Raw genomic sequence first — 26,190 nt, forward strand, 5'->3', positions numbered from 1 at the left:
ACAGTTTAATCACTTCAACCTAATGATATTAAATGAATTTTGAGCAGTTTATATATTGAGCAGCCACAAACCTGGAGTTTGACCCGGATCACACCAGAGGCAGCATGTTACAATAATCCAGTAAATGCCTTTCTGGTGCACTAACAAAATCCCTTGCGCTCACCGACAATAATCCCATAAACAAAGAGACAAACTGAACTGGGGTATCACATGATTACGGACTTAATCAACCAACGGCTAATATGCCTGGATTTGAAAGCCACCAACAAGGACGACGTTTTTGCTGAAATGATAGAAATGCTGGATAAAGACGCCCGCATCAGCGACAAAGCACAATTTCTGGCAGACATTTACGCCCGTGAAGAGATCGGTAATACCGGTTTTGAAGACGGCGTTGCCATCCCACACGCTAAAAGCGCAGCGGTCAGCCAGCCAGCAGTCGCCATCGGCATCAGCCGCCAGGGCATCGACTACGGCGCGGAAGACGGCCAGCCTTCAAAACTCTTCTTTATGATCGCTTCGCCTGACGGCGGTGCAGACCACCATATCGAAGTGCTGGCAGAACTCTCTTCCAAGCTGATTGAAGAAGGCTTTATCGAAGCTTTCCTGAACGCACAAACCGAAGAGCAGGCACTGGAACTGCTGCTGGCGAAAAGCGAAGCGGCCGATGTACCGGAAGCCGACCAGGGCTTTATTATCGGTGTAACCGGTTGTCCTGCCGGTGTGGCGCATACTTACCTTGCCGCTGAAGCGCTGGAAAAAGGCGCGGCAGAGCTGGGCTACGAAGTCAAAGTAGAAACCAACGGCTCTATCGGGGTGAAAAACAGCCCGACAGCTGAAGAGATCGCCCGTGCCGATGCGATTGTGGTGGCATGTGACAAGCAGGTGGACATGACCCGCTTTGCCGGTAAACGCGTAATTGAGACCGGTGTAAAAGCGGCTATCAAAGATGCACCGGGTCTGATTAAACAGGCGCTGAATGCCCCTGAGTACGTGGCGGACCAGAAAGCAGCAAAATCCGAAAGCACCAGCAGCGCCCGCTCAGACCTCTACCGCTACCTGATGAACGGTGTATCTCACATGATCCCATTCGTGGTGACCGGTGGTCTGCTTATCGCACTGGCACTGGCTGTCGGCGGTGAACCAAGCGCGGCAGGCATGGCGATTCCTGAAGGCAGCATGTGGCAGAAAGTACTGGATGTGGGTGTGGTCTCCTTTACCCTGATGATCCCGATTCTGGCCGGCTATATCGCTTACGCTATCGCTGACCGTCCGGGACTTGCTCCGGGCCTGATCGGTGGCTGGATTGCCAACAACGGTTCTTTCTACGGCGCAGAAGCTGGTACTGGTTTTATCGGCGCGATTATCGCCGGTCTTCTGGTGGGTTACTTTGTCAGATGGCTGACCAGCATAAACTACCATAAGTTTATTCAGCCGCTGGTGCCGATCATGATCGCTCCTATCGCCGGTTCGCTGTTTATTTCCAGCTTGTTTATCTTTGTTATCGGCGCGCCTATCGCGAGCCTGATGGAAGGCCTGAATGCCATGCTGACCAGCATGAGTACCGGCAACGTGATTCTGCTGGGTATCGTACTCGGTGGTATGGCCGGCTTCGATATGGGCGGTCCGTTTAACAAAGTGGCATTCCTGTTCTCAGTCGGCATGATCGCCAGCGGCCAGACTCAGTTTATGGGCGCCATGGCGTGTGCTATCCCGGTAGCGCCTCTGGGTATGGGCCTTGCAACAGTACTGGGCCGCAAACTGAACCTGTTCGAAGAGTCTGAACTGGAAGCCGGTAAAGCCGCAGGCGCTATGGGTCTTGTAGGTATCTCTGAAGGTGCGATTCCATTTGCAGCGCAGGATCCTATGTCGGTTATCCCGGCCAACGTACTGGGCTCTATGGTTGCAGCTGTAATGGCATTCTCATTCGGCATCACCAACAGCGTTGCACACGGCGGCCCGGTTGTGGCTCTGCTGGGCGCAATGAACTCACCACTGCTGGCACTGGTCTGCATGGCAGCCGGTACTGTGGTAACCGCTCTGGTTTGTCTGTCACTGAAGAAGATGCGCAAATCAAAAGCGGAGCTGGCGGTAGCTTAAGCCCACCAGCAAACCCAAAGCTTTTTATTCTGTCAAAAGTGCCCCCTATGCACTGATAAACCAAAGCCCCCCGAGATGCTCCTGGGGGGCTTTTTTTGTTAGGCGCTGGGCGCTGGGCGCTGGGCGCTGGGCGCTGGGCGCTGGGCGCTGGGCGCTGGGCGCTGGGCGCTGGGCGCTGGGCGCTGGGCGCTGGGCGCTGGGCGCTGGGCGCTGGGCGCTGGGCGCTGGGCGCTGCAAGATGTTTGTTGGTGGCTAAGCTGTCGTCAAGACACTAACTTAAAAAAGAGCATCATCATCAAAGCGCTCCCCCCCAGGGCCCAGGAGCGAAGCGCCCCAGAGCCCAGGGCCTTTATCATTCCCACCTCTTAGTCTCAATATTCGAAATACACACCCCGTCCTTAAACAGATGACAGTCCACCGGGTTGAAGCTCAGCGTCAGGGATTCGCCGCGTTCTACCCGTTTGTCGCCCTGGATATGGACCTTGTAGTTGCTGTGGCCGCCGACGGCGCCGAACAGATAGGTGCTGTTGCCTAGGCGCTCTACCGCTTCCACATTCAGCTTCAGGTGCAGTTCGCCCTGGCCGTCGACACTCAGGTGCTCAGGGCGCAGGCCGAAGGTGACTTTATCGCCGACCACGGTTTTGCGCTCATCAGCCGGTACGGTGACCACCTGGTCATCGGGCATACGGATGGTCACAGTACGGTTGCCTACATCCACCACTTCGCCTGGCAGCATGTTCATTTTTGGTGAGCCGATAAAGCCGGCCACAAACTCATTCGCCGGGCAGTTATACAGCTCCAGCGGTGAACCGACCTGCTCTACCCTGCCGTCGCGCAGCACCACGATCTTATCGGCCAGAGTCATCGCTTCAACCTGATCGTGGGTTACGTAGATCATGGTAGTCGCAAGCTCACGGTGCAGGCTTGCTATCTGCAGGCGCATATCCACCCTGAGCTCCGCGTCCAGATTGGACAGGGGCTCATCGAACAGGAAGACTTTCGGGTCACGGACAATGGCGCGGCCTATGGCAACCCGCTGTCGCTGACCGCCGGAAAGCGCTTTGGGTTTGCGGTCCATCAGATGGTCAAGCTGGAGCGCTTTGGCAGCGCGATCAACTTTGCTGTTGATTTCATCTTTCGGAAAGCCGTTCATCTTCATGCCAAACGCCATGTTTTCCCGCACACTCAGGTGTGGGTACAGGGCATATGACTGGAACACCATCGCGATACCGCGCTCTGCCGGGTCTACGTGGTTGACCATCCGGTTGTCGATTTCCAGCTCACCGTCGCTGATCTCTTCCAGACCGGCAATCAGGCGCAGCAGGGTGGATTTACCACAGCCCGACGGGCCGACGAACACCACAAACTCGCCGTGTTTAATATCCAGATCCACACCGTGGATCACCGTAGCATCGCCATAACGTTTCACGATGTTGGTCAGTTTAATATCTGCCATTTTTAATTCCTTATTTACTGCGCCGGGGTAAGGGTAAGCTGATAGCGGTACAGACCCCGTTCGAGTCTGAATTCGTCATGCACACTCGGTGTCCATGAGTCATCACCACCTACGCCCATGTGGTATCCGTCGAGACGAACAAACAGGCAGTCGCTCATCTCCAGTTCATTGGTGTGTCTGGCCTGCGCCAGGTTCTGCTGGCTGTAACGGCTGACGGCAAACTGGAAGTCACCGGTCACCTTAATACCGCCCACGCAGAGCTCGCGTACGTCGCAGCGCAGTCCGCTGTCACTGGGATAGATATAATCCGTGTGCATCTGCTCAGGCGCGGCACTGTAGCGGCCAATATGAGCGGACAGCTTACGGTCCGGGTAGTTTTCATGCGGGCCACGGCCAAACCATTCCACCGGTTTCTCACTCAGCGGCAGGGCCAGCTCCAGGCCAACCCGTGGCAGCGACGGCAGCCCGGGAGCCACGCGGACTTCCACATCCAGGCTGATTTCCCCGTCATGGTTAATCCGGTAGTGCCACTCTGACTCAAACAGTGCCCTTCCTTCAAAGCGGTGGGTAAAGCAGGAGGTGATTTGCACCAGGTGGCGGAGACGGTCCGCTTCCACCCGGCTGCATTCCACTTCCAGATCATTAAGACCACAGGCTGCCCAGCGGGCTACCCAGGTGTTGGGGTCAACCCTGTCCACTTCACTGGTACCGATATCGTTATCCAGTGGTGCACGGAAGAAGTTATCTTTCGGCGTCGTCACCAGCAGACTCACCCCGTTTACCTGCCAGTCGGTCATACAGCCGGTTTCGGTATTGAACTCGCACATAAAGTCTTTGCCTGCCACCTGGATAAGGTGGGCCTGCTCAACCATCTGCGGCGCATCATCACGGCGCTGCTCACGCAGGGCAAGGCTGCTTATGCCAGGCAGGCTTAACTGCTCAGCCGCCGTGCTATGCCCCGCCTCACACCAGGCGGTGGCTCGGGTGCGCACCACTTCCAGGTTAAGGTGATACTCACAGCCCGGCTTGCGCTCAGGCAGCAGGTTGCACAGGCTTATCTGCGCGCTCTGCTCCGGCCCGAGCACCAGTGGCAGCAGCCCCTGCTCAATCACCCGGCCGTCTTCGGTGATGTTCCACTCAAGCTGCTCGTTTTCACTGACGGTAAACAGGTTCTCGCTGCGCGCTTCGATAACCAGCGGCTCGGTGCTCTGCAGGCTGAACTGATAAAACTGCTGCGCTTTTTTTACTTCCAGCAGGGTTGGGTGAACCGTGCGGTCCGGGAAAATCAGGCCATTGATACAGAACTGGCGGTCATTAATGGTGTCACCAAAATCGCCGCCATAGGCCCAGTACTGTTGCCCTTTGTCATCGGTTTTGGTCAGCCCCTGGTCTACCCAGTCCCAGATAAAGCCGCCCTGCAGGCGCGGATACTGGCGGAATGCCTGCCAGTACTTGTCAAAGCTGCCGAGACTGTTACCCATGGCGTGAGCGTATTCACACAAGATGAGCGGACGTTCTTCGCCCGGCATACCAATCCATTTTTTGATCGCGTATTTCGGCGTCACCGACGGGTCTTCATGGTGAACCTGATCGTTCTCCACCCGCGAGTACATAGGGCAGATAATGTCGGTGGCTTCGGTGTTGGAACCGCCGCCCTCATACTGCACCGGACGGGACGGGTCACGGCGTTTGATCCACTGATACATGGCGTGATGGTTACCACCGATACCGGACTCGTTCCCCAGCGACCAGATGATCACCGAAGGGTGGTTCTTATCACGCTCAACCAAACGCGAGATACGGCGCATGTAGGCGGTCAGCCAACTGGTGTCATCTGAGATACGACACATAGGGAACTGACCATGGGTTTCGATATTGGCTTCGTCCACCAGATAGAGGCCGTACTCATCACACAGCTCATACCAGCGCGGATGATTCGGATAGTGTGCGGTACGCACGGCGTTGAAGTTGTGCTGTTTGAGCAGGCGAATATCTTCGAGCATGCTCTCTTCTGTCATGGTATGGCCGAGCTCAGGGTGGTGCTCGTGGCGGTTGACCCCACGGAGCAATACCGCTTTACCATTGACCGTCAGCAGGCCATTTTTTATCTCCACCTGGCGGAAACCCACCTGGCAGGCTTCGCAGTCAGCCAGCTCACCGTTTTCATCCAGAAGGCTCACCACCAGCCGGTAAAGGTACGGCGACTCGGCGCTCCATTTGTGCGGATTTTCCAGCTTAATACAGGCGGTGGTGCGCTCACTCCAGGCACCTTTTTCATCCACAACCCTTCTGCCCAGTTCATCGCTGACAAGGCAGGCTACCCGCAGGCGGTTTGCATCAAACAGTTCCAGCTGAAGCGAGTAACCATCAGGGGCCGGAGCATTAAGATCACTGGTGACCCAAAGCTCACCGTCCTGGTAACAGGCATCGAGTTCTGTACGCACACACAGGTCTTCAATCGCCAGTTTCGGCTTGGCCAGCAGGGTCACATCACGGAAAATACCGCTCAGCCACCACATGTCCTGATCTTCAAGGTAAGAGCCGTCACTCCAGCGCAGTACCATCACCGCCAGCTGGTTGGTTCCCGGCTCCAGAAACTCACTCAAATCGAACTCAGCCGGCAGGCGGCTGTCCTGGGAGTAACCCACCCAGCGGCCGTTACACCAGAGGTGAAACGCGGAATTCACCCCGTCAAAGTTCAGCCGCAGGCTTTTATCTTCAAACGCCTGTGGCAGCTCAAACGCAAGCCGGTACAGCCCGGTCGGGTTCTCCTGCGGCACATACGGCGCGTTATCCGCAAACGGGTATTTCACGTTGGTGTAGATGGGTTTGTCATGGCCCTGAGTCTGCCAGTTACCCGGCACGGTGATCATCTCCCAGCCCGAGTCATCGAAATCGCGGCTGACCATCTGTTCTTCAAGCAACTCTGGCTTATCCAGCAGCTTAAAGCGCCACAGGCCATTCAGGCAGAGCTGATTGCCGGAAGGCCTGCCTGCCAGCGCTTCATCGCGGCTGGCATAGCCTTTGAGCGGCGCGTGGGCCGGCAGGGTGTTGTGATGGACCACATGCTGATTCTCCCATTCGCGGGCAGCGAGGATCTGTTGCGTGGTTCTCAGGTGTTCGGTTCGCATGTTTTACTCCTTATTTCACCGAACCGGTCATACCGGCCACAAATTGTTTCTGCATCAGGAAGAACACCGCCAGGGTTGGGATGGTTGCCACCACAGTTCCCACCATAATGATGCTGAAGTCCGGGAAGTACGCCGAAGAGAGCGAGGAAAGCACCAGGTTGATGGTTTTCAGCTCCGGCGACTGCAGCACGATAAGAGGCCACAGGAAAGCATTCCAAGAGGTCATAAACACGATGATAAACGCCGCCGCATAGGTGGTTTTCATCACCGGCATGTAGATGTACAGATAGATTTTCCAGTCCTTAACTCCGTCTACCCGGGCCGCATCAATCAGCTCCGACGGAAACGACTTGGTGCACTGACGGAAATAGAACACGATAAACACAGAGGCGATGGTTGGCAGGATCACCGCGATATGGGTATCGAGCAGCTGCATTTTCGCCATCAGGGTAAACAGCGGGATCATCAGCGCGGCAAACGGGATCATCATGGTCAGCAGCATGGCACCGTAGACCCGGTCACGCACCCGGCTTTTGTACACCTCAAAGCCATACCCGGCCATGGAGGAGATCAGCAGGGTTACCAGGGTACTGACGACGGCGATCTTGGAGGTGTTCCAGAAAATCAGCCACAGGTCGACCTGCTCATTGAGCCTGGCGATGTTAACCAGCAACTGATCACCAAAAGTAAATTTACCCGTGTTGATCTGAGTGGTGGTATTGGTACTGGAAACAATCATCCAGTAAAACGGAAACAGCGACGCCAGTGATACCAGGCTGAGAAACAGATACATCAGGGCGCGCAGGAACTTATTCTTACTGCTCATGATTATTTATCCTTAGCAATCCGGAACTGCAGCAGCGCCAGAATGGCGGCAAAGAACACGATGACGTAAGAGACCGTCGCAGCGTAACCAAAGTTAGGCACAAACTTGAACGACAGGTTGTAGATGTACATCGACAGAGTCAGGGTCTCATTGGCCGGTCCGCCGAGGGTAATGTTCATCACCTCATCAAACAGCTGCAGGGTACCGATAGTCGACATCACGGTGGTAAACAGAATCACCGGTTTGAGCAGCGGCACTGTAATAAAGAAGAACTGCTTCACCGGACTGACGCCCTCAATACGCGCCGCCTCGTAGATCGACTTATCGATATTCTGCATTGCAGAGAGGAAGAAGATCATGTTGTAACCGGTCCAGCGCCAGGTAATGGCGATGATAATCGTCACCTTGGCCCAGAAAGGGTCTGCCATCCAGGGGATGGGATCAGACACAATCCCGCTCCACATCAGAAATGAGTTCACGATGCCGTCGTAAGCAAACATACTCTTGAACAGAATCGAGTATGCCACCAGTGAAGTCACACACGGCAGGAAGATCGCCAGGCGGAACAGGCCGCGGAACTTAAGGTTCGGCGAGTTCAGGCACGATGACAGCATCAGTGACAGGAAGATCATGATCGGCACCTGGACGATCAGGAAAATAAAGGTGTTCGACAGGGCTTTGAGAAATACCGGGTCGTGAAACAGACGCTCGATATTGCCAAAACCAACAAACTCCATGATCACTCCGCGACCGGAGTGCATTGAGATCCACAATGAATTGAGGATCGGGTAAATCATAAACAGGGCAACCAGGCCAACCGCAGGCAATACAAATGCCCAGCCGTTGATGTCATAAAAGCGCTGGAATGAGTTTTTATTGCTTTTATGCTCTCTGGATTTTTCTGCTGCTAATTCCATATCGGCCTCACCAGATTTGCAAACGAAGGGTCAGCCGGGCGCACGGCCCGGCTTGTGTCGGAGGTTATTGGATTTGGTATTTCAGTTGCTGCTCAACACTGGCGAGCACTTTATTGATAGGTGCGCCCTGAATGATGGATGGCATCTGCGCAGCCAGCGCCGCATCCACTTCATAGGTGAACATACCGTAGTTCACCGCCGGGATCTCGGTCGCCCATTTGTTGAACTTGGCGTAGATACGCTGATTGTTAAAGAAAGCATCTTCATACTGGTAAGCCGGGGTCTGGCCTGCCGGAATAAATGAACCTACCGCACCCTGCTTCTTCAGGATTTCCTGGTAGAAGTCCACGTCAGAACCAAAGGTCTCTTTCAGGAAGTTGATCGCCTGCTCTTTCTCTTTGGAAGTGCTCATGACATACCAGCTTGAACCGCCCAGGTTTGAGCTGTTCACACCACCTTTGATGTCGATACGCGGCGTTGGTGCCAGCATCCACTTGCCCTGCTGGTTTTCACCGGCTTTGACCGATGCGGTGATCCACACGCCGGTGGTAATTGAAGCTACGGAACCGTTGTTAGCGCTGCCCACCCACTCAGACCAGCCAACAGTTGGCAGAACGATACCTGCAGTATGCAGGTCACGGTAAACGCGAAGGGACTCAGACAGGCCAGGGTTGTCTGAAATGTTCAGGCTGCCGTCTGGCTTAAAGTACCACTGGCCGGTGGACTGAAGCATGACGCGCAGCAGGCCAAGGTCAGACGGGTTGTTACCCAGCATATACTTGCCGGTTTTAGCTTTGACCGCTTTACCGATCTCGATGAACTTATCCCAGGTGATGTTCTCAAGATCTTTTTCGCTGTAACCGGCCTCTTTCAGCAGGTCACTGCGGTAGTACATACCGGTTACACCCGTATCAAACGGCAGGCCATAAACTTCGCCATTCACCGTCATTACGTCCACTTTATACGGGGCAAATTTGCTGTAATCAACAGCGCTGGTCATCGGGGCAAATGAACCAGGGTAAGAGAGCAGATATTTCTGCGCGTTGTAGTCTTCGATGAGAACCACATCCGGCAGCGAGGAGGTCACGCCTGAAGCGAGCATAGTGTGCAACTTCTTCTCGATGTCATCTTTCGCGAAATCGACCACTTTGATGTCTACACTAGGATGCGCTGCTTCGTAGCGGGCAGCCGCTTCTTCCATGATGGCAACATTGAAGTTTGGATCCCATGCCCAAACCGTTACTTCCTCTGCAGCCTGTGCGTAGCAAGCGAAGCCCACAGATGCAGCAATCATTCCTTGTAGCAATGCTTTTTTCATATTGTTATCTCTTTTATGTATAGGGTTTTACGTAGTGGAAACGTTTACATAAAAGAGGTTACCATTCAGCCAGCGGAGAAAACTTGAGTTTCTGCACATTTTTCAGCCGACAAAGTTATCAGGAAGTGAAAAGTGTCTAAAGGATCACCAAAACAACAGTCATTCACATGATGAATGACTGCCATTTTGATGAAAACAATTACATTCAGGAGGGAGTTTCTGCGAGATCCCTTAGCGCTTCTACCAGAGTTTCCACCGGCTGAAGACCACTGATCAGGTGCTGCTGGTTAACGACCAGCGCAGGAACGGCATGCACACCAAGCGATAACCACTGCAGTTCAGCCTCGTGGACTTTCTCTGTCCATTGCGGGCTTTCAAGCACCTCTTCTGCCTCTGTTGCCGGCAGGCCTGCGTTTGCGGCGCACTCCAGCAATACCGGAGTTTCATCCAGCGCCTGACCGCGGACAAAATAGGCTTCAAACAGAGCCTGCTTCAGTGCGGTTTGCTGCCCGCTCTCTGCTGCCCGGAGCAGCAGCTTGTGCGCAGCGCGGGTATTATAGATACGTGACTGGTGATTAAGATTCATCGCAAGGCCAGCAGCTGTGGCCTGTGCAGCCAGGCCGGCGTACTGCTGCTCAATAGCCGCTTCATCCATGCCATAACGTTTGGCCAGAAACAGATCCAGCGGAACACCCTGCTCAGGCAGGTCGAGGTTGATCTCAAACGGGTGCCAGCTGAGCTGGTAACTGATTTCGCCGGACAGTTGCTCCAGTGCGGATTTAAGATGACCAAATCCGATATAGCACCACGGGCAGGTAACATCAGCGATAAATTCCAGTTCAACGCGGGGCATGGGATCTCCTCGGGCAGCAGCAAAAAAATAATCTGCCCACTACTCTACCCCATTCTTACTATGATTAAGAATAATAAAGAAAAAAAAGGGATCCTGCGCCAGAAATGCCTGGCGGCAGGTTACCGGGCCAGGCTTAACAGGAAACACTGACAGGCATGGCGCATGAATCGGTGGAGATCTGATACATCTCATGCCCCAGCTCAGAGATTAGCGCAAATATATGCCTGTCGAGCTGCCCTCTGGTGACCATCTCTTCCATGATCGCAAGCATTTCATCAAGGCTCATCCTGCCCCGATACGGCCTGTCCTGAGAGAGCGCCTGAAAGACATCCGCCATCGCCACTATCCGTGACGGCACATCCAGTTCACTGTGAGTTTTGCGGTTAGGGTAACCCGAACCATCGAGGCGCTCGTGATGATTGGATGCCCATTCGCAGATTTTACTGTTTGGGAACACCTTGTTCAGTGCCAGCTCGGTATCTATGGTGTGACGTTTGATCCGTACATACTCACTTTCATCCAGTTTGCCGGGTTTGTGCAGGATCTCATCGGGGGTTTTCAGCTTGCCAATATCGTGTACCAGTCCGGCGATAAAGATCATCTTCTGCTCAAGCAGTGGCAGATCAAGTTTGTCGGCGATATAGCGCGACAACTCAGCCACTTTAAGTGAGTGCTGATAGGTAAAAGGACTTTTGGCATCAACAATACGCGCCAGAAAAATACCCAAATGGATCAGGTCATCCACCGACAAAACCTGATCGAGCCAGAACCGGCTTTCAAACCGCAGGCCAATTTCTTCAATGTTGTCTGAGTCCATGGCAAACCAGAAACCATCGGTACAGATAAGGTCGCACATTGCCAAAGCCATCTCAGGCTGGAACAGGCTGCCGGAATAAGCCATCACGTTTTCAGCTATCATCTCCTCGTGCAGGGTCACCATGTCGGCGTGGCAGTCAGAGATATAGCGGGCACGGAGGAAGTCTACCCGGTCAGCAAGAAAGACAAGCGCGGCCAGATCTCTGTCATCCTGACTCAGATCCAGATTCTGGAGCTCATCCCAGTGGGTGTGGTGATACCGGACAACCGTTGCAAAACGTCTCAGTACCGGGCAGCTGCGCAGGGATTTATACCCCCGGATACAGTGCGCCTCTGCATTTTGCGGGGTCATATCTTTAATAAGCCGGAGGTGCTCGCGGGATTCGGACACCCCACAATCGTGGATCAGGCCACCAAAAAACGCCTGCTGGGTTTTCTCTTCCGGCCAGCCCAGACGCCGCGCGCACTGGTAAGCTATATACGCGACGCGGTGCGAATGATAGACGTCATCCACTCCCACGTAATCCAGCGCCCTGGCGACCCAAATCAGGCCATGGCGCAAATCTACCCTGAAGGTAGCCAGATGTTCACGGTTTAATGCGTCCATCTTCTCTCCTAACCCTGTCACGTTGCTGCGGCCTCACTGCGTTGTTTTTTATAACATTATTATCAGTGCAGTCAGTTTTATATTTTAAGTATAGTTCAGCAACAGGCTCTGCCAGGAAATTAGTTACAATTTTGTTACTAACTTATCCTTTTGAGGCAGAGCAAGTTTCAGCCACCAATTTTTTCAACCAGTTATGCTTATCCTTTGTGCCATTTTGCCTGCGCCAGACCAGACTTATTTCGAAATCTGGCACCGGAACTGGTGGACGGGTACAGCTTAGGCCATCAGCAAAGTCCAGCCGTGCCATTCGTGCTGGTACCACCGCCAGCATAGAGCGGGAAGTCAGCAGCCTGCGAACAGTGAAAAAATGCCCGGCAGCTACCCTGACCTGACGCTCCGTACCCAGCGCACTTAACAGCCCGTCGACACCGGAGACCAGGCTGCCATCGGCACTGACCAGTGCATGCGGATAACGGGTGTACTCTTCAAGCGTCACCGGGCTGGAGAAGGAGACTTTTTGCGGGTCATACAGACAAACATGTTGCTCGGTATAGAGGGGCTGCAGTTCAAATCTTGGGTCGAGCTGGTCAAAGCTGCCGATGATCAGGTCCAGCTTCTCCTTTTCAGCGCGCTGCAGGTAATTACTGCGGTTTACGTTGATAAACGACACCTGACAGCCAGGCGCTTCACGGCTGATACGGTCAAAGATCTCAGGGGCAAAAATAAACTCGGCGTAATCACTCAGCCCTATCCGGCACACCCCGGTGTAATGCTGTGGGTCAAACTCCCGTCCGGCAGAGAGCTCATTACTGATCTGATCCAGCACGCTTTGCGCCATCTTAGCCAGCTCATGCGCCCGCTCGGTCGGTTCCATCACATTCCCCTGGCGCTCAAACAGCGGATCATCAAACAACTGCCGAAGCCGGCCAAGACTGTGACTCATCGCCGACTGGCTGACAAACGTCTTCTCCGCCGCCAGCGTCACACTGCGGCATTCATAAAGAGCAGCAAAAGCGACCAGCAGATTCAGGTCGACAGATTTCCAGGGAACAGAAGCGGGGAGCATGGGGAACCTCATACTAATGATGGTTTGAGAACCGAGAACCGAGAACCGAGAACCGAGAACCGAGAACCGAGAACCGAGAACCGAGAACCGAGAACCGAGAACCGAGAACCGAATTATTTTAATTCATAGCCCCAATCAAATCTATCAATTTGAGTAATTCTCACCTCCCTTTTAAAGTGCTCTCAAACCCTAATTGAGAATGAGTTCATGTGGTCAGTTTTTAAAATCTTCTTTGCCCTTGGCTGGGTCAGTTTTGGCGGGCCGGCGGCGCATATCGGGTATTTTCGTAAAGCATTTGTGGAGCAGCGGGGCTGGCTGAGTGATGAGGAATACGCTCAGCTTGTAGCGCTGAGCCAGTTTTTGCCCGGCCCGGGCTCAAGCCAGGTGGGGTTTGCACTTGGGTATAAGCGCGGCGGCCTGACCGGGGCTGTTGCGGCATTTGCCGGGTTTACCCTGCCATCTGTACTGATGATGCTGACACTGGCACTGGTCAGCAGCCAGGTAACGGACACGCCCCTGTTTATCAGTATCATTCATGGCCTGAAACTGCTGGCTGTGGTGGTGGTCGCGGATGCGGTAATAGGGATGTATAAAAACTTCTGCCAGACTCAGCTCAGAGTCGCCCTCTGCCTGCTGACCGCTTCAGCCCTGCTGATCGCCCCGGGACTAATTACGCAGATCCTGGTGCTAATCGCAGCGGCTCTCGCTGGTCTGAAATGGCTACAAAGTGAGTCAGAGAGTAAAACACAGCCTTTCCGCTTCCACTGGCTTCCGCTTGGCCTGTTTGCTGCTCTGCTATTCGGACTGCCACTTATCGCAGGTCAGAACGGACCGCTGGCTCTGTTCAGCGACTTCTTTCAGGCCGGCAGCCTGGTGTTTGGTGGTGGCCATGTAGTTCTGCCTCTGCTGCAAAATATCGTGGGTGACCAACTCACTCAGGACCAGTTCCTGACCGGTTATGCCGCCGCACAGGCCGTGCCAGGTCCTATGTTTACTTTTGCCACCTACATCGGCTTTCACCTTCTGCCTGGCAGCCCTGTTGCTGGTGCTGTGATAGCCACCCTGGCAGTATTTCTGCCGGGTTTCCTGCTGCTGCTTGGCGTTTTAAACAACTGGCAGGCGCTGGCAGCCAAACCGGGTCTGGCGGGAGCAGTATCCGGGGTTAATGCGGCGGTGGTCGGTTTGCTTATCGCAGCCCTGTACGATCCGGTATTTACCGGCGCGGTCACTGGCGGGCTGGATATGGCGCTGGTTCTGGCGGGATTTTTCCTGCTGAAACAACGCAAAGTCTCCATCCTGACTCTGGTCGGGTTCTTTGTCCTCAGCTGCGCTCTGATGAGCTGGATTTGATACAGATCACTCAGCCATGAGTTAGTGCATTTTTTCGCGCTATTTTTGAGCAAAATGCACCAGGCTCTCCTACACTTATTGGGTAAGAATGTACCTGCGATAAGCGGGTATACGAATGCGGAACATCGACCCCGGGGCTGTGAAGTGGGATTGGTATTAAGCTCACTTCCATAACGGGGGAGACTCATGGCTGAGGATCGGGACATGTTTAGTCAACAAGCACAGGTATTCCACTCATTTCCAAACAAGATGAGTTCACTTAACCGGCGTCTTTATGATATTCACCACTCAATACGTGAATATCAGCCGAACGTGGATCGCGTCTCTTTCAGCCTGTATGACTCTCACCTGGATATGCTGCGCATCTATGCGGCCAGCGAAGTGAGCGAATCCCCGCGCGGAACGTTCAATCCTATGCACCTTGAACACTGCCCGCATCTGAAAAAATGCGCTGAAAGCCACAGCGTCCGTATTATTGATAACCTGTCCACGTCAGATAACGATGTCCGCAGCTACTCCCAGTGGCTGGTTGAACAGGGTTACATGTCCTCTTACTCCGTGCCCTGCTACCACCAGCAGGCGTTTATCGGCTTTGTTAATTTCAACTCATTTGAGACCAATGTTTTTAACCAGGAGGTTCAGGAAGAGCTGCAGCCTTTCTGTGAACAGGTCAAAGCGCTGATAAGCGAAGAGTATTCGCTGGTTCATTCGATTATTGAGTCCGCCGAAATGGCCAAAGAGCGCTACCCCAGCGCCAGCAGCCAGGATTCTGCCCGTCATGTATCACGTATCAGCCTGTTTGCCCATCTGATCGCCCAGGACCTGGCCCAGGTATTCCAGCTCGACAGTGAAACCATTGAGCACATTCACCTGTTCTCCCGCCTGCATGATATCGGCAAGATCACTATCCCGGATATGATACTGCTGAAACCGACTCCGCTGACCGATCAGGAGCGCCGCATCATGCAGAGCCATATCGAGAAAGGGGTCATGATCATCGAAGGGATACTGACCAAACTGGGTTCACCCAGTCATCAGTGTGTTCAGACCCTGCGGGATATCCTGACCTGTCACCACGAGTTCCTGGACGGCAGCGGATATCCTAACGGTCTTTCCGGAGAGCAGATCCCGCTTTCTGCGCGCATCGTAGCGGTTGCCAACATCTTCGATGCCCTGACCAGCCACCGCCCTTACCAGCAGGCCTGGAGCGTTCCGGCCGCACTGCTGGAAATGGAGAAAATGGTCGCGATGGGCAAACTCGATGGCCATTGCGTGAATGTACTGCGGGACCATCAGGACTACATTGATGATGTGCTGAACCGTTACCCCGAGCAGGACCCGCGGGAAAACTGGATGTAGCACCACCCATAAATGAATAAAGCCGGTTTAACACACCGGCTTTTTAACGCTTGTCTGTCGCCCATTCCCACTCAGACTGTTCCCATGGTTCTCAGTGGAAATACCTGCACTGGTGCTCCTTTAACAATAATACGTCATCTGCAAAACTCAGAAGCCGTGCCAGCCTTATACTCTGGTATGCTTTCCCACGCAGAGCGTGGGAACGAGTCCCTTGAAGTTCCTCAAACCACGTCCCAGTACCCAGTACCCAGTACCCAGTACCCAGTACCCAGTACCCAGTACCCAGTACCCAGTACCCAGTACCCAGTACCAGAATAAAAAAAGAGCCGGCAAAGACAACCGGCTCATAAATTATGGGCTGCGTTATGAACGCTTATTATTTACTCACTGTCTAACAAATCCACCCGGCGGTTTTTCGCCCGGCCAGAGGCGGTATCGTTGGTCGCAATTGGCTGTTTTTCTCCTTTGGAAATCGCAACCAGTTGCTTAGGATCCACGCCTTTCTGCTTAAGGTATTCCACCACTTTCTGCGAGCGTTTCAAACCAAGGGTGAAGTTGTAACTGTGAGTCCCGATCGCATCGGCATGGCCTTCAACGATCAGATCCGTTGGCTGCTCTTTCAGCCTTTGGGTGACAGAGTTCAGCACATAGCGGGAGTTTTTGGTCAGCACATACTTATCAAAATCAAAGTAGACCCGGGCATACACATCCCCGCCACCGGTTGCGACTTTAGCTTTGGTCATCAGGTACTCAGCGCATTCTGAACTCAGGCCAAGCTCAACCAGCCCGTCAGAAATGTACTCTACCGTGGCTTTATAGTCGCTCGGTTTTTCCAGCTGGTAGAACTGGCCGGTTTTCAGCACCACAGTGCGGGGCTCACCAAGAGTCACCGTCTGGCGATATTCCGCATTAGGAGCATTACAGTACTGCTCAAGAGACTGATTCACATCCTGGGCAGCCATGGCAAAAGGCGCCGCCGATCCCTGGCAGCTTATCAAAAACCACATCGCTAATTTGTTTTTCATCGCTTCGGTTCCTTATTCGTTCTATTTCAGGTGACCGATCTCTTCACTGATCAATTCGAGAATCCGGTTAAGAATGTCCTGCTTGTTTTCTGCTTTGTAGACATTACCCACCCCGGCGCAGTTTTGCAGCGCGGCGTTGCTGTCCACATCGTAATCAAATCCGATAACCGCTATTTTGGACTTCACTGCGGTTTGCTCTTCTCCTTCCCCGACGACCAGGGAATCCAGAAAAGTGCGGATCTCGTTACACATGCCATACGTACTCACCAGAGTATTGGATATCGACCTGTTGCTGGAGCCGTAATCCGCTCCATCAGAGAGCACTATCATCAGACGCCTTGGATTACTGCCCATATTCAGCATCTGAGCACCGCGCATAATGCCCTGGAAGGAAGCCGTCCAGCCCCCGGGCTCAAACCTTGAAACCGTCCGGTTAAACTTACGAAAATCCGTAGTTGGGGTAATATCATTAAAATCTGAGCTACCGGCACGACTGTTATAATCACAGCCGGTTTTCACCACGAAAATATTCGATATCGTCCTTGAGTAGTTCACATTTGAACCACTCCAGTAGAGCTGATCCACATAACAGGTTCCGGTACCACCGTCACCGCCAACCTGGTTCACCATATTATTGAAACCAATAAACGAAACCGTATTATCCGGAACGTTTTCAAGGTTATTGAACTTTTGCAGTTCAACCGTTACAAGGTCAATCACGTCAATCAGATCCGCATACTTAGCTTTACTGCCACCGCTCCAGCCGTTATCCATTGAGCCGGAAAAGTCAGACACAAAGGCGACATCCACAGCGTGATTCTGGAACTTACGTGATACCCCAGTTGCCGCCACATCGAATGTTTTATCCGCAACCGCCAGATCCCCCTGGAACCAGGTGCTGTGGTTGGTTGACGCCGTTACTTCAAACTGGAAAAAACGAACATCGCCAGACGCCAGTCCTTCGGCACAGTCAGGGATTTGCTCACAGTTCAGTTTGGTTATCTGAATGTCATAGATAGAGTTGGCGTCACCGAGATAAGCATCGACCCAGGATCGGACAATGGCCTGATTTACTGCGCTGCCTGCACCAGTACCATCGTCTTCGTTATCGTCATTGTGCGCCGCAACGGCCAGGCTTGCTGCCTCCAGGCTGTCTTCCATCCTGGCTTTGGACTGCAGCATTCTTGCGCCATCGGTTGCGATACTGAACAGACCGAACAGTACCGGTACGATCATGGCAAACAGTATGGCCGCGTGGCCACGCTGTCGGTTAATTTGTCTGTGGTGGCTCATAACTACCTCCCCAACAGTACGGAGCTTGAGGTTACTGTGGTGTAATCCAGCCCCAGCAGTCCCCCAATCATGTTATCGGTTTCGTAACACAGGGTTACCCGGTAGAGGCTGGTCATCCGGCCCCATGTTGTCACCACTGCAAGATCCGATCTCAGATCAGCCAGCGTCTGCTCCATCGCACAGGTCTGCGCACCGCGCTGATAGGTCACCAATGGTCTGGCTGAGCGGTTATCATTGTATGTCTGTTCCTCAATAATGATGCCCAGGCGACTGGCCTCAAACGAGTTCATCGTCCGGTTAAGCGATGCGGTAACGATAGTGGCAATAGCATCGGCTTCAGAACCCAGCATGACAAACTCACCACCGTATAGCTGGGTACGTTCTTTAAGCATACTGGCAGCAGAAAATGACAGGCGGTCAAGCTTACCCTGAGTAGAAAGCTTGATGATCAGGTCGCCACTGAACACCATCAGCAGGCTCATCATCAGGCCCACGACGGCAAATTCGATCATGAACAGCCCGCGCTGTTTACATCTGGAACTGATCTCTTTCATATTCCTGCACCACTATCACTTCCCGTGAAAAGACCGACTCATCAAGAAAGAAGGTAAATACCGTCTCAAAGTCATAGGTTATGGAGTAAATCGCAATGGCACTCCCCTGCTCCACACCACAGCTGGCCGTTTGGGCACCGCTGTCAGGTACACAGGTATCCGTCACGTTCATCAGCTCATTCATTGAACCAACAAACTGCACCGTGGCGGTGAAATTGTTCTTATCCACTACATTTTTCCAGATACTGTCGCTGTCGTTCAGCACCTGATAAAACGCAGTGAGATAGGTCTGAGTCTCTTTTTTAGCGGCCCGGGACGCCTCTGAAATCGCCAGGTCACTGATGGCAGAGATATAGGACATGATGCTTATCTCTACCCAGGCGACGATCAACAGCCAGAACAACATAAACCCAAGGGCGAACTCTACTGTAGCGACACCACGGTTTCGCCTGCATCCAAATCGTTGTCCGCCAGTCCAATATCTGTTCATGGCATCACCTCACCCTGCCCGCCTGGTGCCTCCGGTCGTTTACCGGCTGTCACCGGAGGAGTAACGACCAGGGGTTCTTCCAGCTCATACTGCTGCGCTACCGGAGAATGCACAGTCCGCAAACCGTGATAAATCAACTCCAGCTGCTCTTCGGTATATTGCTTCCCAAGCAACTCTTTGACCTCATCAAACTGACCAAGATTGGCGTGCGCCATCGCCAGGTTCACTGTCACCTGCTGATCGGCCTGACCACTCAGATGCAACGGTGTCAGCTTGTCTACCACCGACTGGTAGTCGCCGAGGATCAGGTCGATAACGGCCAGATTGTTCTTAATAATCACATCGTCATGAAAATAACGCCGCGCCTGATAAAAGTGGTAACGGGCATTGTGAAAATCCATCTGCTGGGCGCAAATCAGCCCCATCAGGTTGTGTGAGTCTGAACTCTCCGGCTCCAGCGACAATGCCAGCTCTGCTGCCGCGTGTGCCTGCTCATACTGCTGCTGGGCATAGTGAACCCTGGCACTCAGATAGCGCCCGTGTGCCGTAGCAACAAACTCTTTACCCAGGGTGCCCAGCTGAAACTCAGCAGATTCATAGTCTTTGGCCAGGATGTACTGCTCAATTAACCGGGCTCTGAGCTCGTTGCTGTCATTTTTGCTCAGCTCCTGCTTATACAGCCGTATAAGCTCGGTATGATTTCCGGTCTGGAGCAACAGGTGCTCTTTTGATTCAAACGTAGCCTGCAACACCTGGTCTTCCGCCGCAGAATCAATACCGGCGGCGCAGCCTGCAAGTAACCATCCCATCAGGGAAACTAAGATAAATTTACGCACTGCCCAACATCCTCATAATTCCGGGTGCCGTAATCAAAATCACAATCGGCAACATAATGAACAGGATCAGCGGTATGGACATTTTCGCCGCCAACTTACCAATTTTCTCTTCCAGGCCCAGCATCTGCACTTCACGAATGTCCACAGCCAGGGTGGTAAGAACGTGATAAATCGATGAACCGTATTGCAGACTCTGGTTCAGGGTCATCACAAAACTACGCACCTCAGTCGTCGGAACGCGGTCATACAACTCCTGCAGGGCTACATCCAGCCCCACCAGCCTCGCCCGGTCATTGGTTCGTTTGAGCAGGAAAGCCAGGTCTTTATCAAAGTTCTCCATCTCATTAGCCAGATACCCCATAGCGGACTCGATGGTCATACCGGTCTGAACACACACACCCATCAAATCGAGCAGGTAAGGGAGACGGTTGGAAATTTTTTGCTGCAGGTTTTTGGTCCGCATCGAGAGATAAAAGTCCGGCAGCAGAACCGCCACGATCATCCAGATCGCGATATAGGTGATGAAGTCCATCATCTCCCACTCAAAGCGGTAGCCGTAGTAACCAATACCGGCAGCTCCAAGAAAGGCCAGAATATATTTGATCGGCTGCAGCCAGGATGCGAACTGGGTGTTATACACACCGGCTGCAAGGAACTTATCTGCGGCGCTGGTGCTTGAGCCACTGAACACTTTATTGATGAGCTCAGTAACCAGCTCAACATAGTTAATTTTCGGCTTATATTCCTTAGTGCTCAGGCCGAACTTGCGCAGATAATTCTTACGCCGGTAGTAGTCGATAAGGTAGTAAACAGCGGTTGCCACCAGCACAACAAATATCCACAGCAACAGCAGAAACTGCACTGCCGGGCGAGCCAGAAATTCAAGCACGGTATTGAGCATATCCATCAGCGAACCCCCCTCATCAGACCCCAGACGATGGAGATACCGATGAACTCACTGGTCAGCATATAATACAGAATCGGCCGGCCGGCTTCATTGAACATCACGTATTCGTAGTTATCCGGACTGATGTACTGCAGGATAAACAGGAAAATAAACGGGATGGATGCAACGATTTTGGCCGAGGCCCGGGCCTCTGACGTCAGGGCCAGTTTTTTCTTCTCAATTGCCCTGGCGTCAAACATCAGCCGGTTGAGCCGGGTCATGACATCTTTCAGCTGGCCCCCCCGGTGCAGGTTTGCCCTCAGGGTAATGATGAAAAACTGAAACGACGGGTATGGGAAACGCTGGCATGACTTGCGGAACACATCTTCCGGCGATTCACCCATCTGCAGACGGTCACCCATGTTTTTAAACTCTACGCCCACATCGCCGTCAAGGGATTTACCCACATAAGAGATAGCATGCATGATACTTTCACCAGCTGAGACCGCACTGGCCAGCATGTTCAGCGCATCCGGGAAACTCTCTTCAAACTGCTTCTGCGCCCGTGCCTGAATCCAGTTGTAACCCCAGAACAGACCAATCGCTTCGACCAGGCCGGAGACGAAAATCTGATTACCACGAATAAAGCGGTCATTGATTTCGATACCAATAATGTAGAGCAGGATGCAGTAACCAATGATTTTCAGCAGAGAGAAGCTGCCCAGATGTTTATTTACGTTGATCCAGTTCTCCCGGATTTTCTGAGCAAGCGTCTTGTCAGACAGGGATTCATAGTTCACCGCCTGGTCACTGGCCAGCGAGTCTACCCGGATGGTCTTATTAAATTCCTGCATATAAGTATGCTTTGGCTTGCGCGTCATCAACGCCACCAATAAGAGCCCGATTCCGCCACCAGCCAGTACCAGATAAATCATCATCGTTGTGCTGCTCCCAATCCAACCTGGAACGCCGCTTCCAGCTGCTGTTCCAGACCAAAGAACCTTGCTTTCTCAACCAGGATCGAGCGTTTCATCAGGCCAGCAGTCACAAAGTTCCCTTCTACTTTGCTCGCATTGGCACTGGTATACGAAGGCTTGAACCGGTAAAGCTCTTCCATTACTACATTTGAACCCTCAAGGCCGACCACTTCGGTAATACTCATCACCTTACGGCTACCATCGTGCAAACGACTGATCTGAATAATGATATCTACCGCACTCACAATCGTCCGGCGAATCGCTTCCAGTGGCAGGTTGTTGGTGGCCATCATAACCATGGCTTCCACACGCGCCATAGCATCCCGGGGGGAGTTGGCGTGCAGGGTAGACATGGAGCCATCGTGACCGGTATTCATCGCCTGCAGCATCTCAAACGCTTCCCCGCCACGACACTCACCCACGATGATACGGTCGGGACGCATACGCAGGGCGTTGATCACCAGATCCCGCTGATGCACAGCACCGGTGTTCTCAATACCCGCAGTCCGGGTTTCAAGGCGCACCACGTGCGGCTGCTGCAAACGCAGTTCCGCCGCATCCTCAATGGTCACTATCCGTTCTTTGTTGGAGATAAACTGGGACAGGGCATTGAGCATGGTGGTTTTACCGGAACCGGTACCCCCGGAAATCAGGATGTTCAGCCGGCAACGGGAGGCGATTTTCAGAAGCTCCGCCATCTCGTAGCTCATGGCACCAAAGTCCACCAGCTTTTCGAAGTTAATTGCGTGTTTTTTGAATTTACGGATGGAGACCGAGGTGCCGTCAATTGCAATAGGAGGAATGACGATATTAACCCGGCTGCCGTCCGCCAGACGGGCGTCACACATTGGCTGGGATTCATCCACCCGGCGACCGATGCGGGATGCGATACGTTTGGCAATTTCCATCAGCTGACTTTCATCAATAAAATTGACGTCCGCCTGTTCTACCAGACCGTTGCGCTCGATGTAGACCTGCTCATGGCCGTTGATCATGATATCCGTGATGGTCTCGTCATCCATCAGGCTCTGCAGGGGCCCCAGACCGTGCAGCTCATCAATCAGGTTTTTGACGAAGTCATTACGCAGTACCGCCGGTACCGGCAGCCCCTCGCGCTCAACCAGCATGTCGATCGCTTTACCCAACTGCGCCCCGAGCTGGTCATCGGTCAGCTTGTCGATTGCATCCGGATCCAGTGCATCAAATATCTGCCGGCGCAATCCTTTGTAAATTTCCTTCGCCCCATTCATAGGTCACTACCTTTTGCCAAATGGAAGATGAAAGCCCTGTCTGAGATTTTCCTCTTCACCGAGGATCATTGAGGCCAGCTTGTGCATCATGCTTTTTGGTTTACCGCGCATCAGGTGCAGGCGTTTGTTTTCCAGTAACAGCGCATCAAGCTTCTTGATATACGGAATCACGATATCTATCGGTTTGTTCAGATAACGCTCGGCTTCCGCCTGGTCAATGGTGGCCACGCCTTCAGGCTGAACATGGTTCATCGCAAGGATCAGCTTCAGCGCCTCCTTATGCGGACACTCTTCTATCTGCTTTTTCATCCTCGCCGCTTCGCGCAGTGACGCGACCGAAGGGCTGAACACCAGCACTATAATGTCTGAAATCTCCGATATTTCGGGCAGACCATGTAACAGGCAGGCGTTCGAGGAGAAGTCCTCTACCATAAAGTTGGCGTCTTCAGACAGCTGCTCCATTACCGACTTGCTGAACTCTTTGATATCCATAGTAGACAGCTCATGGGAAGTCAGAGAGAGCACCGACAGCATACTGTTGCGCTTTTTCAGCAGGCTCTGGGCAGAGGTGTTATCCAGATTGGTCGCCAGTGAACCGGGGCGGATCTCACTCTTCTCAAACTTCTGCATACCCATCATTATGTCGAGGTTACCGCCGTGATAGGCGTTATCCACCACAATGCAGGAGGCATGTTTTTCCGAGGAAAGCAGCACACCAACTTCAGCCGCCAGCAGGGTGGTACCCACACCGCCTTTACTGCCGACAAAACTGATCTGCTTGGCTTTACGCCGTTTACCTATCCCGGCTTCCCGTTTGCGGTTCTCGTGTACCCCTTTCACAAAGTCGATCATCTCTTCTTTGTTCACCGGCCAGAACAGGTAATAAAAGCCGAGCCGTTTAAGGTTACGAATGGTGGAGATAGCGTCTTCACTGCCGACGATCACCACAGAGGCATCATTCGGCAACAGGTGACTTATCCGCTCGGCATCGTGGGTCACGTTCTCGCTCTGATTGAGTTCGATAATAATGATTTCAACGTTACCGCCGCGGACGTGCTCAGAGATCAGTTCATCGGTGTTCTGGCTTATCACCGGAGGCATCAGGCCTTCGAAGTTATACGCCTCTTTAACCATGGAGCGACACTGTTCGGTCTGATAAAAGAGAACCGAAGTAATATCCGCTTTGTCGGTCGAACCCGTTTTTTCTGTTTTCTTCAGGACATCAACAAGATCAAACATTTCACTCTCCCTGTATCAGTCTTTGCCGGACAATGCTTTGTGTGGATTAGACATAGACAACCAGCGTGCAGATTCAGCAAAACAGCCATCCGTGCCCCTGCCCCAGGTACCCAGCCGGTAGTAGCCACACAGTGGCATAACAGCATGGTGTCTGGAGGTGCGCAGTTGCAGATCAAATGCCTTATCGGCATCCGGCTCAGTAACCGGTGCTATCAGCAGGTTTGACTGAGCCACACCCAGTGCCACCAGTTGTTTTTTATAGCTCTCGGCCATTTTCTTACCGGCTTTGGTCGTCCAGTTAAGTTCTACCGGCTGACTGGCAATCAGGTTCCAGTGCTGCTCAACAAACTTATCCAGATACGGACGGGCCCCTTTTTCACCCAGTTTTTTCAGTTTCACTTCCACTGAGTAGTACACAGGCACGACATCAATTTCGACCGGTTGGCGCTCTGCGATGGTTTCAGCACAGCCGCCCAAAAACGCGGCCATAATCAGTAAACAGGTCACTCTCATTGCTTGAACCCTCCTGTAGCCAGTACCTGCTGCAACCACTGCTCAGCAGCTTTTGGATAACTGGCATCGATAGCAAACCAACGGCCAAGGGTCGAAGTGCGTTCCATGGTCGGCAGCTGGATCTGGGATGGATGAACCGGCTCAATCAGATTCACCGTGGCAACGATGATCAATTCAGTTTTTGAACGCACTGTACTGGTATGCCGGAAAAGGGCACCCAATACCGGCACATCACCAATAAACGGGATACGGCGCAGCGCTTCCCGGTCTTCCGTATTCAGCAGGCCGCCCAGAACAAAGCTCTGGCCATCACCGAGTTCGATGGTGGTACGTGCACGGCGGGTTTTAAGTGACGGCAGGTTATAGGTGTCATTGGCGTACTGGTTATCCAGCGAGCTGACTTCCGGCATCAGAGACAGTTTGATCTTGTCATCACGCAGCACTTTGGCCATCAGTTCGAGACGAATACCAAACTCGCGGTAGAAAACGTTGGTACCACCATCGACGATGGTCACTACCGGAATTTCACCACCCACCAGGAAGCTGGCGGTTTCACCGGAAATCACGGACAGGTTTGGCTCAGACAACACCTGACCCACATTGTCATCACCTATTGCGGTGATAATTGAAATGATGTCATCCGGACTGATGTTGGTTAACTGGTCGACAAATATACCCGCGCCATAGCCGTTTGTTCCGATTTGGATCCCAAAGTCTTCCATAAAGGTGTGGGACACTTCAGCGATGGTGATTTTGACATTCACCTGCTTGGTGGCGACCACTTCGATATTGTTTACGATGCCCTGGTAGCGATAACGGCGCATGAAATCCATGTTGTAAGTTTCGGTACCCAACTTCCAGTAGATATCATGGATCTCGGCTTCCTTACCCAGCAGTTCACCCACCAGGTTGTAGATGCCTTCCCGCTCTTCAACCGTAGAGACGGTACCACTGAGCACGGCTTGCTCTGCCAGGTTGAAGATGGTCACATCGGACTGAGGGTAGCGCAGCTGGATCTGTTGCTGAATGTGCACCAGGCTCTTGTTCACCACCAGTTTGCGGGAAATAAGCGTCTTGCCTTCTTCATCGAAGACCAGAAATGCCGCGTTACCGACCTCTTTACCGTAAACCACGACTTTGTTCTTATCGATAACCTGGTAGTCCGCAATGACCGGATTGGAGATAAACACCGAACCAATGGACTCTTTAACCACAAAAGTCGCTGCATCGCCTTCTGCCAGATTGGTGATCCTGGCAGCCAGTGCGACTGAACTCATCAGCGCCACAGATAAAGCCAGTACCAGTTTTATTAAGTTATTCATAGGTAC

General features: G+C 52.9%; 22 protein-coding genes. 3 read left to right on the plus strand and 19 right to left on the minus strand.

Annotated features, from left to right (window positions below; all coding sequences use genetic code 11):
- Nucleotides 1-210: 210 nt before the first annotated feature.
- Complete coding sequence (locus ACVB80_RS11935) at nt 211-2,100, plus strand: PTS fructose transporter subunit IIABC (RefSeq protein ID WP_481081507.1); 1,890 nt, start codon at nt 211-213, stop codon at nt 2,098-2,100.
- Nucleotides 2,101-2,452: 352 nt separating this feature from the next.
- Here ACVB80_RS11935 and ACVB80_RS11940 read toward each other — a convergent pair whose 3' ends face one another.
- The 8 genes from ACVB80_RS11940 to ACVB80_RS11975 all read right to left on the minus strand — a co-directional run bounded on the left by ACVB80_RS11940 (nt 2,453) and on the right by ACVB80_RS11975 (nt 13,090).
- Nucleotides 2,453-3,556, minus strand: a complete 1,104-nt coding sequence (locus tag ACVB80_RS11940; protein WP_481081508.1) for an ABC transporter ATP-binding protein — start codon at nt 3,554-3,556, stop codon at nt 2,453-2,455.
- Between the two features lie 14 nt (nt 3,557-3,570).
- Nucleotides 3,571-6,672: a beta-galactosidase gene (locus tag ACVB80_RS11945; protein WP_481081622.1), complete on the minus strand. Its 3,102-nt coding sequence runs from the start codon at nt 6,670-6,672 to the stop codon at nt 3,571-3,573.
- A gap of 25 nt (nt 6,673-6,697) precedes the next feature.
- Nucleotides 6,698-7,513 (minus strand): carbohydrate ABC transporter permease, encoded by an 816-nt coding sequence (locus ACVB80_RS11950; RefSeq protein ID WP_481081509.1) that lies wholly within the window; start codon nt 7,511-7,513, stop codon nt 6,698-6,700.
- 2 nt (nt 7,514-7,515) lie between these two features.
- Nucleotides 7,516-8,430: a carbohydrate ABC transporter permease gene (locus ACVB80_RS11955; protein ID WP_481081510.1), complete on the minus strand. Its 915-nt coding sequence runs from the start codon at nt 8,428-8,430 to the stop codon at nt 7,516-7,518.
- A gap of 64 nt (nt 8,431-8,494) precedes the next feature.
- A complete protein-coding gene (locus ACVB80_RS11960; RefSeq protein ID WP_481081511.1) occupies nt 8,495-9,748 on the minus strand; it encodes an ABC transporter substrate-binding protein in 1,254 nt (417 codons plus the stop codon).
- A gap of 205 nt (nt 9,749-9,953) precedes the next feature.
- Nucleotides 9,954-10,601 (minus strand): DsbA family oxidoreductase, encoded by a 648-nt coding sequence (locus tag ACVB80_RS11965; RefSeq protein ID WP_481081512.1) that lies wholly within the window; start codon nt 10,599-10,601, stop codon nt 9,954-9,956.
- A gap of 133 nt (nt 10,602-10,734) precedes the next feature.
- Complete coding sequence (locus tag ACVB80_RS11970) at nt 10,735-12,024, minus strand: HD-GYP domain-containing protein (RefSeq protein ID WP_481081513.1); 1,290 nt, start codon at nt 12,022-12,024, stop codon at nt 10,735-10,737.
- 142 nt (nt 12,025-12,166) lie between these two features.
- Nucleotides 12,167-13,090 (minus strand): LysR family transcriptional regulator, encoded by a 924-nt coding sequence (locus ACVB80_RS11975; protein ID WP_481081514.1) that lies wholly within the window; start codon nt 13,088-13,090, stop codon nt 12,167-12,169.
- Between the two features lie 207 nt (nt 13,091-13,297).
- On the opposite strand from ACVB80_RS11975, the gene chrA reads away from it, so the two are divergent.
- Together chrA and ACVB80_RS11985 are read left to right on the plus strand one after the other, a co-directional pair.
- Complete coding sequence (chrA, locus tag ACVB80_RS11980) at nt 13,298-14,440, plus strand: chromate efflux transporter (protein WP_481081515.1); 1,143 nt, start codon at nt 13,298-13,300, stop codon at nt 14,438-14,440.
- Between the two features lie 204 nt (nt 14,441-14,644).
- A complete protein-coding gene (locus ACVB80_RS11985; RefSeq protein ID WP_481081516.1) occupies nt 14,645-15,799 on the plus strand; it encodes an HD domain-containing phosphohydrolase in 1,155 nt (384 codons plus the stop codon).
- 380 nt (nt 15,800-16,179) lie between these two features.
- Here the strand turns inward: ACVB80_RS11985 and ACVB80_RS11990 are convergent, their stop codons facing one another.
- Genes ACVB80_RS11990 through ACVB80_RS12040 form a run of 11 tightly spaced genes read right to left on the minus strand, consistent with a single transcriptional unit; the run spans nt 16,180 to nt 26,184 of the window.
- Nucleotides 16,180-16,824 (minus strand): OmpA family protein, encoded by a 645-nt coding sequence (locus ACVB80_RS11990; protein WP_481081517.1) that lies wholly within the window; start codon nt 16,822-16,824, stop codon nt 16,180-16,182.
- 21 nt (nt 16,825-16,845) lie between these two features.
- Entirely contained in the window at nt 16,846-18,117 is a 1,272-nt protein-coding gene (locus ACVB80_RS11995) for a TadE/TadG family type IV pilus assembly protein (RefSeq protein WP_481081518.1), read from the minus strand.
- A 2-nt stretch (nt 18,118-18,119) separates the two neighbouring features.
- Nucleotides 18,120-18,671, minus strand: coding sequence for a tight adherence pilus pseudopilin TadF (tadF, locus tag ACVB80_RS12000; RefSeq protein WP_481081519.1), 552 nt, complete (start codon nt 18,669-18,671; stop codon nt 18,120-18,122).
- Complete coding sequence (locus ACVB80_RS12005) at nt 18,646-19,161, minus strand: TadE/TadG family type IV pilus assembly protein (RefSeq protein WP_481081520.1); 516 nt, start codon at nt 19,159-19,161, stop codon at nt 18,646-18,648. The genes tadF and ACVB80_RS12005 overlap by 26 nt, the downstream gene beginning before the upstream one ends.
- The gene (locus tag ACVB80_RS12010; protein WP_481081521.1) at nt 19,158-19,997 is read right to left on the minus strand and encodes a hypothetical protein; all 840 of its coding nucleotides are present in this window, start codon (nt 19,995-19,997) and stop codon (nt 19,158-19,160) included. The genes ACVB80_RS12005 and ACVB80_RS12010 overlap by 4 nt, the downstream gene beginning before the upstream one ends.
- Nucleotides 19,990-20,904, minus strand: a complete 915-nt coding sequence (locus ACVB80_RS12015; protein ID WP_481081522.1) for a type II secretion system F family protein — start codon at nt 20,902-20,904, stop codon at nt 19,990-19,992. Before ACVB80_RS12015 ends, ACVB80_RS12010 begins: the two co-directional genes overlap by 8 nt.
- Nucleotides 20,904-21,818 carry a type II secretion system F family protein gene (locus ACVB80_RS12020; RefSeq protein WP_481081623.1) on the minus strand — a complete coding sequence of 305 codons (915 nt, stop codon included), beginning with the start codon at nt 21,816-21,818 and terminating at the stop codon, nt 20,904-20,906. Before ACVB80_RS12020 ends, ACVB80_RS12015 begins: the two co-directional genes overlap by 1 nt.
- On the minus strand, nt 21,818-23,110 hold the full coding sequence (locus ACVB80_RS12025; RefSeq protein WP_481081523.1) for a TadA family conjugal transfer-associated ATPase: 1,293 nt from the start codon (nt 23,108-23,110) through the stop codon (nt 21,818-21,820). Before ACVB80_RS12025 ends, ACVB80_RS12020 begins: the two co-directional genes overlap by 1 nt.
- A gap of 6 nt (nt 23,111-23,116) precedes the next feature.
- Nucleotides 23,117-24,349, minus strand: a complete 1,233-nt coding sequence (locus tag ACVB80_RS12030) for a CpaE/TadZ family protein (protein ID WP_481081524.1) — start codon at nt 24,347-24,349, stop codon at nt 23,117-23,119.
- Between the two features lie 15 nt (nt 24,350-24,364).
- Nucleotides 24,365-24,856: a hypothetical protein gene (locus ACVB80_RS12035; RefSeq protein WP_481081525.1), complete on the minus strand. Its 492-nt coding sequence runs from the start codon at nt 24,854-24,856 to the stop codon at nt 24,365-24,367.
- Between the two features lie 2 nt (nt 24,857-24,858).
- Entirely contained in the window at nt 24,859-26,184 is a 1,326-nt protein-coding gene (locus tag ACVB80_RS12040; RefSeq protein ID WP_481081526.1) for a type II and III secretion system protein family protein, read from the minus strand.
- Between the last annotated feature and the right edge of the window lie 6 nt (nt 26,185-26,190).

Source organism: Vibrio sp. 9-16B-A1, from assembly GCF_056726165.1.

Bases quoted from the DNA above. Each gene is read 5' to 3' on its own strand.
- ACVB80_RS11935 (WP_481081507.1), top strand. From the start codon at position 211: ATGATTACGGACTTAATCAACCAACGGCTAATATGCCTGGATTTGAAA.
- ACVB80_RS11995 (WP_481081518.1), bottom strand. From the start codon at position 18,117: ATGAGCCACCACAGACAAATTAACCGACAGCGTGGCCACGCGGCCATA.
- ACVB80_RS12040 (WP_481081526.1), bottom strand. From the start codon at position 26,184: ATGAATAACTTAATAAAACTGGTACTGGCTTTATCTGTGGCGCTGATG.
- ACVB80_RS12015 (WP_481081522.1), bottom strand. From the start codon at position 20,904: ATGGATATGCTCAATACCGTGCTTGAATTTCTGGCTCGCCCGGCAGTG.
- ACVB80_RS11950 (WP_481081509.1), bottom strand. From the start codon at position 7,513: ATGAGCAGTAAGAATAAGTTCCTGCGCGCCCTGATGTATCTGTTTCTC.
- ACVB80_RS11990 (WP_481081517.1), bottom strand. From the start codon at position 16,824: ATGAAAAACAAATTAGCGATGTGGTTTTTGATAAGCTGCCAGGGATCG.
- ACVB80_RS11975 (WP_481081514.1), bottom strand. From the start codon at position 13,090: ATGCTCCCCGCTTCTGTTCCCTGGAAATCTGTCGACCTGAATCTGCTG.
- ACVB80_RS12030 (WP_481081524.1), bottom strand. From the start codon at position 24,349: ATGTTTGATCTTGTTGATGTCCTGAAGAAAACAGAAAAAACGGGTTCG.
- ACVB80_RS12025 (WP_481081523.1), bottom strand. From the start codon at position 23,110: ATGAATGGGGCGAAGGAAATTTACAAAGGATTGCGCCGGCAGATATTT.
- chrA (WP_481081515.1), top strand. From the start codon at position 13,298: ATGTGGTCAGTTTTTAAAATCTTCTTTGCCCTTGGCTGGGTCAGTTTT.
- ACVB80_RS12005 (WP_481081520.1), bottom strand. From the start codon at position 19,161: ATGAACAGATATTGGACTGGCGGACAACGATTTGGATGCAGGCGAAAC.
- ACVB80_RS12020 (WP_481081623.1), bottom strand. From the start codon at position 21,818: ATGATTTATCTGGTACTGGCTGGTGGCGGAATCGGGCTCTTATTGGTG.
- ACVB80_RS11970 (WP_481081513.1), bottom strand. From the start codon at position 12,024: ATGGACGCATTAAACCGTGAACATCTGGCTACCTTCAGGGTAGATTTG.
- ACVB80_RS11940 (WP_481081508.1), bottom strand. From the start codon at position 3,556: ATGGCAGATATTAAACTGACCAACATCGTGAAACGTTATGGCGATGCT.
- ACVB80_RS11955 (WP_481081510.1), bottom strand. From the start codon at position 8,430: ATGGAATTAGCAGCAGAAAAATCCAGAGAGCATAAAAGCAATAAAAAC.
- ACVB80_RS11985 (WP_481081516.1), top strand. From the start codon at position 14,645: ATGTTTAGTCAACAAGCACAGGTATTCCACTCATTTCCAAACAAGATG.
- ACVB80_RS11965 (WP_481081512.1), bottom strand. From the start codon at position 10,601: ATGCCCCGCGTTGAACTGGAATTTATCGCTGATGTTACCTGCCCGTGG.
- ACVB80_RS11960 (WP_481081511.1), bottom strand. From the start codon at position 9,748: ATGAAAAAAGCATTGCTACAAGGAATGATTGCTGCATCTGTGGGCTTC.
- tadF (WP_481081519.1), bottom strand. From the start codon at position 18,671: ATGAAAGAGATCAGTTCCAGATGTAAACAGCGCGGGCTGTTCATGATC.